General features: G+C 63.0%; 6 protein-coding genes. 3 read left to right on the top strand and 3 right to left on the bottom strand.

The window, feature by feature from the left end; all coding sequences use genetic code 11:
- The first annotated feature begins 1 nt into the window (after position 1).
- Entirely contained in the window at positions 2 to 1,657 is a 1,656-nt protein-coding gene (locus E0486_RS18555) for a T9SS type A sorting domain-containing protein (protein ID WP_131854561.1), read from the top strand.
- Positions 1,658 to 2,133: 476 nt separating this feature from the next.
- Entirely contained in the window at positions 2,134 to 2,907 is a 774-nt protein-coding gene (locus tag E0486_RS18550; protein WP_165917419.1) for a carboxypeptidase regulatory-like domain-containing protein, read from the top strand.
- Between the two features lie 132 nt (positions 2,908 to 3,039).
- Here the strand turns inward: E0486_RS18550 and E0486_RS18545 are convergent, their stop codons facing one another.
- The 3 genes from E0486_RS18545 to E0486_RS18535 form a co-directional block, all read right to left on the bottom strand.
- Positions 3,040 to 3,780: a DNA-formamidopyrimidine glycosylase family protein gene (locus E0486_RS18545; protein ID WP_131854557.1), complete on the bottom strand. Its 741-nt coding sequence runs from the start codon at positions 3,778 to 3,780 to the stop codon at positions 3,040 to 3,042.
- A gap of 62 nt (positions 3,781 to 3,842) precedes the next feature.
- A complete protein-coding gene (locus E0486_RS18540; RefSeq protein ID WP_131854555.1) occupies positions 3,843 to 4,094 on the bottom strand; it encodes a KTSC domain-containing protein in 252 nt (83 codons plus the stop codon).
- A gap of 144 nt (positions 4,095 to 4,238) precedes the next feature.
- A complete protein-coding gene (locus tag E0486_RS18535) occupies positions 4,239 to 5,132 on the bottom strand; it encodes an SDR family NAD(P)-dependent oxidoreductase (RefSeq protein ID WP_131854553.1) in 894 nt (297 codons plus the stop codon).
- Between the two features lie 246 nt (positions 5,133 to 5,378).
- Here E0486_RS18535 and E0486_RS18530 point away from each other — a divergent pair.
- Positions 5,379 to 14,878, top strand: a 9,500-nt coding sequence (locus E0486_RS18530; protein ID WP_131854551.1) for a PKD-like domain-containing protein, incomplete at its 3' end; no start/stop codon positions are given.

Below are 14,878 nucleotides of genomic sequence, written 5' to 3'. Positions count from 1 at the left end.
CATGAGAAAAATGGTACTCTTCCTGGCGTTGCTCGTGAGCAGCGCATCGGCCTTCGCATTCGGAGGCAGCTTTATCTCGCCAACGCAGTATCGCTGGCGCAACGACGACGGCAATGAAGCCACCGCCACCTGGCGCGCTCCTGAAGGCACGCCCCTTTCCCTCTCCAATGCGGCTGGTCAAACCCTGCGCCTGCGTATGAGCTACGATGTTTCTGGTCCGGAAACGAAGGACACGGTGGTTGCTGCCGGACTGCAGTACATGGCGGATGGCAGCGGCGTCTGGATCTCGGTCACCAACAACACCAGCAACGATTTCGTGATTGCCACGAGTCCGAACGTGACGGGCGGTACGCCCACCACCGACCAGCTTTCTGGTACGGTTCCGCACATGGGCGGCTACGTCGGAGACGGAAGCGGCCCTGCCGTGATCAGTTTCCACGTTGACCAGGCGATGACCACTACCTATGAAATGGAGTGGGTTCTTCAGCCCACCATCCATGCGCACACGAGTCAGTACCTGTTCCGCATGGCGGGCGAGCGGCCTTTTATTGTAGCTATGCCGGCATACGCAGTGCTGGATTACACGGTGCCTGCTTTCACGTATAGCGGCAGCCCTTACTGCGGCACCAGCGGTAGCGCCACGATCACCAATTCGTACCCGGCCGGCGGCGTGTACAGCGGCGACGCCGGGCTCTCGATCGATCCTGTGACCGGTGACGTGGACCTGGCCGCATCTACTGCCGGCCTGCACACCGCATCGTATACGTATTCGGGTGGCACCCTCAACACGCAGATCGCCGTTCGCCCGCAGATCGCGATGCCTACCGGTATGAACAATGTTCCCAACCAATCGCTCTGCTCCGGTTCCCCCACCAATCCTGTTACGTTCAGCAGCCCCATCCAGGGCCTGACCTACAACTGGACGAACAGCAACCCCAACATCGGTTTCGTGGCTTCGGGCTCCGGCGACCTGCCTTCGTTCGTGGCCGGCAATGCGGGCCCTGCCATCGAGTATGCGCAGTTCAACGTGAAGCCCTCGGGCGGCACGGGTTGCACCTTCCGCAACATGGCCTTCCGTATTGCCGTTAACCCGGTACCGGAGGCCAACCCCGTTGCCGACCAGTTCTATTGCACCGGCACCGCTGTGGCGCCGATGTCTTTCAGCAGCGCAACGCCGGGTACCTACTTTGCCTGGACCTCCTCCAACGCCGCCATCGGCCTGTCGCAGCGCAAGGGCACCAACACGATCCCCGCGTTCACCGCTTCCAACACGGTGGGTGTGACCTCCACCATCGCCGTAACGCCGATCGCCAACCATTGCGTGGGTACGCCGATGACCTTCCAGGTGCAGACGCAAAACTGCACAGCCGGCAGCACGGGCACCGGTGACGCCGACGCACGTATCGCCTTCGACCGTTCGGTGATCGCTGGCCCGAACCCCAGCACGGGTGTGGTTCGCGTACAGTACAGCGGTACCGCCCAGCAGCTCGACGTGCTGGTGCGCGACGCCTACGGAACGATCCTGATGCCGGTACGCCGCGTGGCCTCCACCAACATCCAAGTAGACCTGAGCGCCCTGCGCCCCGGTTCCTACTCGATCCAGTTCGCTGACCCCCGCACGGGTACTTCGATCGTTCGCACGATCGTGAAACTCTAAACAGGAGCCTGCTCCTTTGTTCTGGCAAGGCCGTCCCGCAAGGGGCGGCCTTTTTTTGTTGCCGGTTGCCGGTTGCTTGTTTCCGGTTGGGCGATTTGCTGGCGGGGCGGCTGCATACCTGTCATCCCGGGCTGCATACCTGTCGGCCCCGGTTTTCTACCTGTCGCCTCCACCTGTATACCTGTCATGTTCGTATGCATACCTGTCATGTCGGTACCCATACAAACGATCTCCAACGTTGTACGAGCCATCTTCCGCTGCCCACCTGTCAGTTCTGGCTGCCTACCTGTCATCTTTGGCTCGTTCCAAGCGATCTCCCGCCGCTCCTATGGCATTTTCGGGCAGGCATAAGCGTTCTCCGGGTGTTCACCAGTGTTCTCCGGCCATTATCAGCGGGAAGCTTGTTGCTGATGCAGCATTGGCCTTTGTCCGACGGTCTTTCGAATACATCCTGTCGTCACTGTAAACCAATCCGTATGTTCCTGTCATGGAGATCGCCCGTTCTGGTACTGGTGAGCGCACTGCTCGCAGGTAACGCCAATGCTCAACCGGGGTCGGCCGCTCGCCGAAAGGTGGATACCGCGCAGCAGCACGCCCCGGGTGCCGGGTATGTGGACTTGCGATCGGCCCTCAGGGGCCGGTATCATAGCTGTTTTGTTATCGACGGGCAGGATCGCCTGCGGGAGCTCCGGGGCACCGTAACAGACCTGCAGGGCAAGGGCTTGCCGTTTGCCAGTATCACGCTGGCCAACGGCACCGCGGTGCTGGCCGACTCGAACGGCTTGTTCCGGGTGCCGCGGCTGTCACGACCGGCCGTACTGCGGGTGAGTTATGCCGGCTTCCGCACGGTGGAGGTGACGACGGCCGACACGCTGCCGGCGATCCGGATGGAACCGTTGGCTGAATTGAAAGAAGTAGTCGTTACGGCGCCGGTAATCCGCCGCATCCGCTGCGGGGGCTGTATCCTGCGCACCCGGCGCGCCTATGTACGCCGGCCGCCGGCCGTTGCGGCCGTAGAAACGCGCGTTTACCCCAATCCTGCCCGCGACGTCGTGCATGTGCCGGGTACCGCAGACCTGCAAAGCCTCTTTCTGTTTGATATGGGCGGAAGGCTGTTGCGCCAGTGGGGCCGGCCTGCCGGCGACCCGGGAACGATCTCACTTTCCGGTATCCCGCCCGGCTCGTACCTGCTGCGCCTGCAATTCGCCAGGGGCCGGCAACAAACGGAGAAGATCGTCGTCGTTCCCTGACCGCCTGTACGTCGCAGCACATCGGTATTGCAAGGAAAGCCAGGAGTACCGCCCATCTCTAATTGCGGGGCGGACCGTCCCTGAGCCCCTTCGTTTCGCTCGCACTGACGTACAATTGGAGCGCCTCTGCGCCTACACGTACAACTCCTGGCACTGCTCACAAAAGAAGCTGCGGCGGGGCGTGACGCCGGTGTGGCGCTTGATGAGCGGAATGTCGCAGCGCGGACAGATCTTTTTCGTGTGTGCCTGCCAGTGGCGCTTGAGGGTGCCCTCTTTTTTCCAGTGGAGAAAGTCGAAAGCATAGGTGCGCGCTTCGGCGACGAGCTCCTTCAGCTTTTTGTCGGGCAGGGCGCCCACGCGGCTTTCGGGGTGGATGCGCGTGCGGAAGAGGATTTCGTTCTTCATGATGTTGCCGAGGCCGGAGAACACCTGCTGGTCCAGCAGGGCGTCGCTCACGAGCCGGCCGGGGTGCGCCTCCAGCGTTTTGCGCGCCCGTGCGGGATCCCATTGGTCGTTCATCAGGTCGATACGGAAATCGTAGACGGCGTCGATATCGGTGCCCTCGTTGATCTTGACGGCGCAGTTATAGTGGTTCCATTCGCCGTTGCGAAACTGCAGGGTGAGCTTGGCAACCTTTTCGGGGTTGTCATGCCGGCTGTCGATGTAATAATTTCCGAACATCAGGTAGTGGATGCGGATGTAGCAGTCGTCGAACAGCATCAGGAAGTGCTTGCCCCAGGTGTCGAGGCGGCGCAGGGTCTGGCCGGTAATGCGGTCGAAGTCGATCCGCGCCGCGCCCGTGGCGGCGATGACGGGCTTGCCCACGAATTTCACGGCCTGCTCTTTCAAAATAACAAGACTCGGTCCTTCCATGGTTGATTTGTTCGGCATTTAGATGAAATGCCCATGAACCGGTTAATCGAATAACCGGTAACTTATTCTTCTTCTCCCGAGCCCGCTTTGATCCGCTCGGAGGTAAACTGGTTCTTGATGTATTCGTTGAAGAAGGAGCCCGCGGAGCCCTCGCATTCGATGTAAAGCTGAAAGACCTTGAACATCCGGGGCGGCACGTTGTAGTAGCGGTATACGTTCCCGCTGCGGAATTCGATCTCCAGCGTTTTCTCGGCCTCGTTGTAATCCATCTTGTGGATCGTCGAGGACTTGGTGGTAAATACGGGCTTCGACATGGGAGGAAAGATTGATTAGGTTAAAGGGTCGAGGGGGGATTACTTGAATAATAGAGTACATGATTACCTGAATGGTGAGGTAAATAACCCGCACCCCTTCCCTCAAGTACTCTATTATTCATGTACTCAAGTAATCCAGTATTCCTACGGGGCCTTTTGTCCCAGCTGCGGCTCGCGGCCGCGGAGCATGTTGGTGGCGCCGTCCATGGAGTGGTGCAGCTGGAGGTCGCCGGCGGGCGCTTCGCTGGCTTCTTTCTTCACCTCGTCGCCCACGGCGCCCTTGCCGATAGTGATGCCGCCGTCGACGGAAAAGAGGGCCCCCGTGACGTAGGAAGCTTCATCGGAGGCAAGAAAGAGGTAGGCGTTGGCGATCTCCTCGGGCGTGCCGCGGCGGCCCATGGGCGTGCCCTGGATGATCATCTGCTCGTGCTTGGCGGTCATGGGGCCGGTTTCCTTGTGGGTCCAGGCCGTGTCGATGCCGCCGGGGCATACGCAGTTGGCGCGGACGCCATAGGGCGCGCCCTCTACCGCGACGCCGCGGGTAAAGGCGTGCATGAAACCTTTCGTGCCGCCATACACCGCGTTTTCGCCGAGACCCAGGAAGCCCGACTCGGAGCCGGCCGACACGATACAGCCCTTCGTCTTGCGCAGCTCCGGCACGGCGTAGCGCGTCATCAGGAAGGCCGAGCGGATATTGTTCTTGAGCAGGTATTCGAACACGTCGATGGGGTAGTTCTCCACGGTGGCCATGACCGGGAAGACGCCGGCGTTGTTGATCAGCACGTCGAGCTTTCCGTACGTGGTCACGGCGTGCTGTACGCAGGCCATCGCTACGGATTCCTGCGACACGTCGCCGGCGAAGGCGGAGGCGATGCCGGATTCCTGGAGGATGTCGCGCACGACGTCGTTGACCGGATCTTCGGGGTAGCCATTGACGACAACGGAGGCGCCCTCGCGGGCAAATTTGCGGGAGATGGCCTCGCCGATGCCGGTGGCGCCGCCGGTGACGATGACTACTTTGCCTGCTAAGCGATTCATAAACGAAGTGGGTTTTACAAGCTGTGCCAAAACAATCATGCCCTACTGTGCCGTGCAGCGAATACCCGGAAACTGGTATTGGCGGGGGCCGCGGGCCAGGCTACTTTTGCGCTGGAGTCGTCGGGCCGGGTGCTCCGGCGGTTTGTTTACTGGGAAAAACGGGTTTTATTTGCAGTGCTGAACCGCTGCGCCGGCCCGATCACGCCGCTGCTGTACCCCTGCCGAAACACCACCAACTACTGCTTTATGAAAAAAAGATTCCTGCTGGCCCTGGTGGCCACTATCGGTTCCGTATGCGCCTTCGCACAGGCGCCCAACACGATCTCCGGGCTGAAACTCTGGCTCGACGGCTCGGATCCCAACGGCAACGGAACGGCCCCGGGCAACGGCTCGGCGGTGGTTACCTGGACCGATAAGTCGGGCAACGGCCTCAACGCCGTAGCGCTCGGCGGCGGCGGCACCACGGCGCCTGTTTATAACAGCGGGGCCATCGGCACAGCGGGTACCATTTCCTTCAACCGCACGGCAAGCGTCGTAGCCGGCTATACCGTGCCGGGGCTCGACATCCGCGCGGCCGTGCGTCCCGACGTCACCATCTTCACCGTGTACCGCCAGGGCGCCACGGCCAACCTCGGCCAGCAGGCGGTGTGGGGCAACGACAACGGCGGCTGGGACCGTTTTCTCTTCACGCGCCTCAACGGCAACGACGGCGCGGTGTCGCGCGGGCAGACCGTAGCGCCGTTTACCATCGACCTCCCGAATGCGGGTGCGCCCGGTTTGGTGCGGCTCGTGACCACGCTGTACGACGGCAACGTGAGCGGCGGCGTCAACAACGGCGTCGACAACGGGAGCGCCGTTTACTTCAATGGCCAGCTGGTAGCCACCACCTCCGATTTTACGCATGCCAGCAATGCCCAGACCGCCCTGCGCATCGGCTACGACGGCGACGATAATTTCTTCCAGGGCGAGATCGCCGAAATGATCGTGTACGAGCGCAAGCTCACGGGCTGCGAGATCCAGACGGTGAACCGCTACCTCTCCGACAAGTACAGCCAGGCCTACAAGTTCCCCACCGCCACCGCCGACGGTGCCACCACGGTTTGCTCCGGCGGTTTCGTGTCGATGAACTCGAGCATGGTGGACGGCAACGAATGGCAGTCTTCGGCAAACGGAACCACCTGGGTGACCATTCCCGGGGCAACCAGCCAGCAGTATACGGCTACTGCCAGCGGCTTTTACCGCGTGCGGATCTGCGGCAACGAAGCCTCGTCTCCCATTACGGTTACCGTGAACGCACAGCCGACGGCCACCTTCTCCTACCCGGGCACGCCTTTCTGCCCTTCGGGCACGGCTATGCCCACGCTTACGGGCACGGCCGGCGGCACCTGGACCTCCACGGCGGGGTTGTCCCTCAACGCCGGCACCGGCGCCATCGACCTGGCCGCTTCCACGCCCGGCCTCTACACGGTTACCTACACGGTGGCCGCCGCCGGCGGCTGCAGCCAGGCCCAGTCGTCGGTGCGCATCGGCATCAACACGCAGGCCGATGTGACGCAGCCTGCCAACGCTACGGCGTGCGCCGGGTCGACCACGACGCTGACCGCCTTCGCCGGCACCGCCGGGTCTTATACCTGGACCAACAACAATACGGCTACCGGCCTCGCCGCCAGCGGCAGCGGCAACATAGCGGCGTTTACCGCCAGCAACGGCGGCAACACGCCCCTCACGTCCACGATCACGGTAACGCCAGTGGGCAGTGGCCTCCAGGGCTTCGCCTACATTCCCAACCTGAACGGCAATACGGTTTCGGTGCTGAACCTGGCCAACAATGTCGTGGTAGCCACTATTCCCGTGGCCAACGGACCCTTCGGCGTGACGGTGCTGCCCGACCGCAGCAAGGTGCTGGTGGCTTCTTCGGCCAGTAACGTGGTGTCGGTGATCAATACCGCCAGCAATACCGTTGTGGGCACATCACCCTACAACAACCCGCACGGCCTGGTGCCTTCGCCCGACGGCAGCCGCGTGTATGTGAACGGGTACACCCCCGGCAACAGCGGCGCGCTCAGCTGGATCGACATGAGCAGCCCGACCTACGTGTCGAACTTCATGGCGATCGTGCCCAACCCCGAAGGCATGGCGGTTTCGCCCGACGGCCAGAAGGTATACGTCGCTTCGGCCACGGCGCCCGGTTACCTGTACGTGGTCAATACCACGGCGCCCTACACGGTCGTGACGGTGGCGGTAGGCGACTATCCCCAGGGCGTGGCCGTAGCGCCCAACGGACGCTTTATCTATGTGACCAACGCCAACAACGCCTCGGTGTCGGTGATCGACGCCAGCACCTATTCCGTGCAGAACATTCCCGTGGGCACGGCGCCGCTCGGCATCGCTATTTCGCCCGACGGCAGCCGCGTATACGTCAGCAACGCCGCCTCCAACGCGGTGTCGGTGATCAATACGGCGACCAACACGGTTTTGGGAAACATCCCGGTGGGCACCTACCCGTACGGCATCTCGGTGTCGCCCGACGGTGGCAAGGTGTACGTAGCCAACCGCCTTTCGAACAACTTGTCGATCATCGATGCGTCTTTGAACACCGGCAGCACGGTAGCCTTTGCCGGCGCCAACGGCCCCATCGGCATCGGCAACATGCTGGCGGCTACTTACCAGTGCAACGGCACGCCGAAGACCTTTACGCTGACGGTGAACCCGAAGCCTTCCTGGAACAACGCGGGCTTCTCCACTTCCATTTGTAACAACCAGGGCATCGGCCTGTCGATCTCGAACGGCGGCAACGTGCCCGGCGCCGACTACAGTTGGACCCTCGACAACCCGGCCATCGGCGCCGATGCGACGGGCTCGGGCAACGGGCTCTCGTTTACCGGCACCAACCCGGGCACGACGAACATTTCGGGCCTGTTTACCGTAACACCGTCTTACACCAATAATGGCGTGACCTGCGCCGGCAACGCCAACACGTTCACCATTACAGTGAAGCCGTCGACCTCGGTCAACGTGCCCGGCAGCCAGTCGGTTTGCGCTGGCGGCGCGACGGCGGCCGTGACCTTCTCGGGCGGCATAGCCGGAACGACCTATAGCTGGGTGAACGCCAATCCTTCCATCGGCCTGGCGGCCAGCGGCTCGGGCGACATTCCATCCTTTACGGCCGTGAACGCCGGCAGCACGCCGCAAACGGCCACGATCTTCGTAACGCCCACGGCCAATGGTTGCCAGGGCCAGTCGCGCAGCTTCACCATTACGGTGAACCCGCAGCCGGCGGCGACGATCTCCTATAGCGGCTCGCCCTTTTGCGCAACGGGTACGGCTACCCCTACCCGCACCGGCACGGGCGGCGGCACGTATACATCGGCTTCCGGCCTCAGCATCAACACTACTACCGGCGTCATCGACCTGGCAGCCAGCACGGCGGGTACCTACACGATAACCTATACCGTTCCGGCTGCCAACGGCTGCAGCGCGGTGACGGCCACGGCGAGCGTGACGATCAACGCCAGCGTTACCGTGAATGCGCCGGGCAACCAGGCGCTGTGCGCGGGCGCCGCCAGCACGGCGGTGACCTTCAGCGGCACAGCCGGCAGCTACACCTGGACGAACAGCAACCCGTCGATCGGGCTGGCGGCCAGCGGCAGCGGGAACATCGCTTCGTTTACGGCCGTCAATGGTACCAATGCGCCGGCAACGGCTACGGTTACCGTCACCCCGGTGGGCAGCAGCTCTCCGGTGTCTGCCGCTCCCTTGCCCGACCTGTTCTATTACACGTTTGAAGGCACCGGCACCTCCGTGCCCAACCTGGCATCCGCGCCCCCGGCCGGAACGACCACGGCTACGATCGGGGGCGGTCAAACGAAGGGCGCCGGCACCTGCGGCAATTCGCTGATCGGCACGGGTCAGGCATCAACGGGCGACTATGTCAATACGAACTGGGCGCCCAACCTGGGCAACAGCAGCTGGACGCTTTCCTTCAAAACGAGCAACGTGCCCAGCACCACCAGTACCTATTATATATTGGGTGACGTGAACGCCGGCGGCTTCCGCGTGTTCACCGGCGGTGTGGCCGGCGCGGGCAACTGGATCCTGCGCGGCCCCTTAGCGGACGTACTGGCGCCTGGCGGCGCCAGCACCGGCGCCAGCACCACGACCTTTGTGTACGACGCCGCGGCCAACGTGATCCACGCCTACGTGAACGGCACCCTTGTGCAGTCGGTGCCCCAGGGGGGCGTTTCGTTTACCGGCGCAGGCCCCTTCAAAGTCGGCGGCTACAGTTCGTCGGCCAGCCTGCCGGCGGGCAGCACGCTCGACAACTTCCGCCTCTACAGCCGCGCCCTCAGCGCCGCCGAAGTGCAGCTGCTCGACGCCTGCGAAACATATGTGTCCTGCAACGGCACGCCCCAATCTTTCACCATCACCGTCAACCCGGCACCGACCGCGAGCATCAGCTACAGCGGCACGCCCTTCTGCGCTACCGGTACCGCTACGCTGACCTTCAGCGGCACCACGGGCGGCAGCTATTCGTCTACCACCGGCCTGAGCATCGACGCCACGACGGGCGTTATCGACCTGGCGGCCAGCACGCCGGGCACCTATACGGTGACGTATACGATCGCCGCTGCCAACGGCTGCAGCGAGCTGACCAGCAGCACGAGCGTAACGATCCAGGCGGCCGCCGTGATCACGCAACCCGGCAACCAAACGGTGTGCGGCGGCAGTGCCACGTCGGCGGTCACGTTCAGCGGCACGAACGGATCGGGTTTTACCTGGACCAACAACACGCCCGGCATCGGGCTGGCGGCCAGTGGTACGGGCAACCTTCCTGCCTTCACTGCTGTTAACAATAGTGGCGCGCCCGTGACGGCGACCATCACGGTAAGCATGACTGCCAACGCGGGCTTCTGTGCCGCGGCGCCGAAGACCTTTACGATCACGGTATCGCCGCAACGCACCGCCAGCTTCTCCTACACCAGCTCGCCCTATTGCAGCGGCACCGGAACGGCATCGCCCACCTTCGCCGGTACGGCGGGCGGTACGTATTCGTCCACCACGGGCCTTTCCCTCAACAGCAGCACCGGTGCCGTTGACATCGCGGCGTCCACACCCGGTACTTATACCGTTACCTACACGATCGCCGCTTCCGGCCCTTGCCCGCAGGTGACGGCAACGGCAAACATCACTATCAACCCGCCGGTAACGGCCACCATCAGCGCCTCCGGCCCGCTAACGATCTGCAGCGGCGGCAGCGTGACGCTCTCGGCACCCACAACGCCCGGCGCTACGTACCTGTGGTCCAACGGAGCCACTACGTCGAGCATCAGCGCCAGCGCCGCCGGCAACTATTCGGTAACGGTCACCGCAAACGGCTGCGTGGCCAACGGCGGCCCCGTGACCGTAAGCGTGAACCCGGTACCAACGGTCAATGCGATCACCGCTCAAACACTTTGCGCCGGCGGGGCTACCACGGCCGTTAGCTTCTCGGGCACCGTGCCCGGAACCGTGTATACCTGGGCCAACAGCAATTCCGCGATCGGGCTCGCTGCCACGGGCACCGGCAACATCGCTTCGTTCACCGCGGTGAACAGTACTGCTACGGCACAGACCGCAACGATTACCGTAACGCCTTCGTACACGGCTGGCGGCGTTACCTGCACAGGCAGCGCAGCCACCTTTACCATTACCGTCAACCCGACGCCCACCGTGGCCGCAGTGGCCAGCCAGACGGTTTGCGCCGGCGCGGCCACGACCGCGGTGACCTTCAGCGGCGCCGTCAGTGGCAGCACCTATACCTGGACGAACAGCAACCCGTCGATCGGGCTTGGGGCCACGGGCTCGGGCAACATCGCTTCCTTTACCGCGGCGAATGCAACTGCTACGGCACAAACGGCAACGATCACCGTGCTGCCTTCCGCGGCCGGTTGTCCCGGTGCGCCCCAACCCTTCACCATTACGGTGAACCCCGCCCCGACGGTGAACGCCATTGTAAGCCAGAACCTGTGCAACGGCGCGAACACGACCGCCGTCACCTTCAGCGGAAGTGTGCCCGGCACGGTATACAACTGGGCCAATAACACGACCTCCATCGGCCTGGCCGCTTCGGGCTCGGGCAACATCGCCTCCTTCGCGGCGGTGAACAATGGTACGGCAGCGGTGACGGCACTCGTAACCGTCACGCCTTCCTATACCGCCGGCGGAACCACCTGCCCGGGAACGGCCGCTTCGTTCAGCATTACGGTCAACCCGACACCGACCGTCAATACCGTAGCCAGCCAGATCATGTGCAACAACACGGGCAGCACCGCCGTGGTTTTCAGCGGCACGGTGGCCAGTACGGCTTATACCTGGACGAACAACAATCCTTCGATCGGACTCGCGCCGTCGGGCAGCGGCAATATCGCTTCCTTTACGGCGGTCAACAACGGCACGGCGCCCGTTACGGCCACCATCACGGTGACGCCGCAGGCAACCCTGAGCGGCCGCGCCTATGTGCCCAACAACACGTCGGGTACGGTGAGCATGATCGACCTCAGCACCGGTGCCGCCATCGGTAGCCCCATCACGGTAGGCGCCAATCCCTTCGGCGTTGCCGTGCTCCCCGACCGCAGCAAGATCTATGTGTCGAACACCGGTGGTAATTCCGTATCGGTCATCAACACAACAACCAATAGTGTTACGGGCAGCTCGCCTTACAACGCACCGCACGGCCTCGCGGCTTCGCCCGACGGTACGCGTGTGTATGTGAACGGCTGGACCGACAACGCCGTATCGTGGATCGACGTGGCCAGCAACGTGTCGACCTTCATGACCAACGTGACGCAACCCGAAGGCATGGCCGTATCGGCCGACGGTGCGCGGCTCTATGTGGCTTCGTCGGTAAGCGCCGGCAAGCTGGTGGTGCTCAACACTGCCAGCAATGCAGTGCTGGCCAGCATCGGCGTCGGGGCCTTCCCGCAGGGTGTGGCGCTCAGCGCCGACGGCAGCAAAGTGTACGTGGTGAATAACGGCTCGGCCTCCGTGTCGGTGATCAGCACGGCGTCGAACAGTGTGACGGCGACCATCCCTGTGGGCGCCGACCCGCTCGGTGTGGCCGTAAGCCCCGACGGCTCGAAAGTGTATGTGACCAACAGCGGCAACAACAACGTGTCGGTGATCAATACGGCCACGAACGCGCTGACAGCTTCCATCGCCGTGGGCAACTACCCCTACGGTGTGGCCGTGAGTCCGGATGGCAGCACGGTATACGTGGCCAACCGCAACTCCAACAGCGTATCGATTATCAATGCGGCCACGAACGCGGTGACCAGCGTAGCGGTTGGCGCGGCGCCCATCGCGCTCGGCCAGTTTACGACCGCTTCGCTGCAATGCGCGGGAACGCCGAAGACATTTACCATTACCGTCAACCCGACACCCGTGGTGAACGCAGTAACCGGTCAGACGCTCTGCGCCGGGGCGGCCACGACGGCCGTCAGCTTCAGCGGCGCGGTGCCGGGCACCGTGTTCAACTGGACCAACAACAATCCCTCCATCGGGCTTGCAGCCAGCGGCACGGGCAATATCGCCGCTTTTACCGCGGTGAACGCCACTGCTACGGTACAGACGGCAACGATAACCGTAACGCCGTCGTTCGCCAGCGGTGGACAAACCTGCACGGGCACACCGGTGACGTTTACCATTACCGTCAATCCCACGCCTGCCGCAACAGCGGTGAGCAGTCAGGTGTTGTGCAACGGGTCGGCCACCGCGGCGGTCAGCTTCAGCGGACCGGTGAGCGGCACAACGTACAGCTGGACGAACAGCAACACGTCGATCGGGCTGGCTGGAAGCGGCACCGGCAACATCGCTTCCTTCACCGCCGTGAACAGTAGTTCTACGGTGCAGGTTGCGACGATCACCGTTATCCCTTCTGCGGCCGGCTGCCCGGGCGCTGCGCAAACCTTCACGATTACCGTCAACCCGACACCGTCTGTGAATGTGGTGACGAACCAGTCGCTTTGCAACGGTGCGAACACAACGGCCATTAGCTTCGGCGGCAGTGTTGCGGGCGCAGTGTATAACTGGACCAACAACACCGCTTCCATTGGCCTCGCTGCTGCAGGCACCGGCAACATCGCTTCATTTGCGGCCCTGAATAACACGAATGCAGCGGTGACGGCTACTATTACCGTAACACCTTCATTCAGCAACAGCGGGCAGACCTGTGCCGGCAACCCGGCGACCTTTACCATTACGGTAAACCCGACACCGTCGGTTACTGCCCTCGCGGGCCAGGCGGTCTGCAACCGCGCGGCTACCACCGCGGTGAACTTCAGCGGTGCGGTCAGTGGCACGACCTACAGCTGGACCAACAGCACGCCTTCCATCGGGCTGGCTGCCGCGGGAACGGGCGACATCGCTTCGTTCACCGCCACCAACAGCACGACGTTGCCGGTGACCGCAACCATAACAGTAACGCCTTCGGCGGCCGGCTGCGCGGGCAGCGTGCAAACCTTTACGATCACTGTCAACCCGACCGCGGTCGTCAACGCAGTAGCGCCAGTAACGGTTTGCGCCGGGCAAGGCATCAACGTGCCCAATTTCAACGGCCCCGTGGCGGGTACGCAGTTCAGCTGGGCGAACGACAATACCGCGATCGGCCTCGGGGCTGCCGGCAGCGGAAACATTGCACCGTTTACGGCTGTCAATAATGGCACGACTCCCATCGTGGCCAATGTGACCGTGACGCCGACGGCAAATGGTTGCGCCGGCACAGCCGTCACTTTTGCGATCACGGTCAACCCGCTGCCCACGGGCACGATCACGGCACCCAATGGAACGCTTATCTGCGCCGGCGGCAGCACCCAGCTGCAGGCTTCGGGCGGCACCTCGTACCAGTGGTTCCTTGGTGGCAACCCGATCCCGGGTGCTACCGGTGCTACCTTCAATGCGAGCACAGCAGGCACGTATACGGTCAACATCAGCAACAGCTTCGGCTGCACACGCGCGGCTTCCAACAGCATCGTATTGACGCTCGTACAAAAGCCCACGGCCGGCTTTACATTCAACAGCTATTGCGTGAACACGCCGGTGCAGTTTACCAACACCTCCGGCACGGGCGGCTCCGGCATCGTAACCTACCAATGGAGCTTCGGCAACGGGCAGAACAGCACGCTGCAGCACCCCGCGGCTACGTATGGCGGCACGGGCAACTATACGGTGCAGCTCATTGCCTCGCCGAATGGCTGTACATCGCTCAACGATACCGTGCGGCAAACCATTCGCATCGAAGCACCGCTGCCGGGTCAGCGCCTGGCCACGCAGGACGTGGTCAGCGGCCGCGCCACGGAGCTCCATGCCCGCAACCTGCCCAATGGCCGGTATAGCTGGACGCCCGCCACGGGCCTCAGCAACCCCTTCATCTGGTACCCGGTGGCCACCCTCAGCCAGCAGCAGGAATACCGCATCCAGGTATCCTTCGCTTCGGGTTGCGTCACGGTGGATACCCTGCTGGTGCGCGTTCAGAAAGGCGACGACATCTTCGTTCCCACGGCCTTCTCGCCCGACGGCGACGGCGTGAACGATCTGCTGAAGCCGATCACCGTGGGCCTGACCACCTTCCGCTACTTCCGCGTGTATGACCAGCTGGGCCGCGAGGTGTTTGCCACTACGGCCATCAACCAGGGCTGGGACGGTCGCTACAAGGGTCAGCCCCTGCGTGCCGATACCTACATCTGGGTGGCCGAAGGCCGCGACAGCAGCGG

This window comes from Flaviaesturariibacter aridisoli (assembly GCF_004343705.1).
In the GTDB taxonomy this organism is placed as follows: Bacteria; Bacteroidota; Bacteroidia; order Chitinophagales; family Chitinophagaceae; genus Flavisolibacter; species Flavisolibacter aridisoli.
This window is presented reverse-complemented; position numbering and strand designations above follow the sequence as displayed.

Coding starts and splice junctions, on each gene's coding strand:
- E0486_RS18545 (WP_131854557.1), bottom strand. CDS start 3,780: ATGGAAGGACCGAGTCTTGTTATTTTGAAAGAGCAGGCCGTGAAATTC.
- E0486_RS18540 (WP_131854555.1), bottom strand. CDS start 4,094: ATGTCGAAGCCCGTATTTACCACCAAGTCCTCGACGATCCACAAGATG.
- E0486_RS18535 (WP_131854553.1), bottom strand. CDS start 5,132: ATGAATCGCTTAGCAGGCAAAGTAGTCATCGTCACCGGCGGCGCCACC.
- E0486_RS18555 (WP_131854561.1), top strand. CDS start 2: ATGAGAAAAATGGTACTCTTCCTGGCGTTGCTCGTGAGCAGCGCATCG.
- E0486_RS18550 (WP_165917419.1), top strand. CDS start 2,134: ATGTTCCTGTCATGGAGATCGCCCGTTCTGGTACTGGTGAGCGCACTG.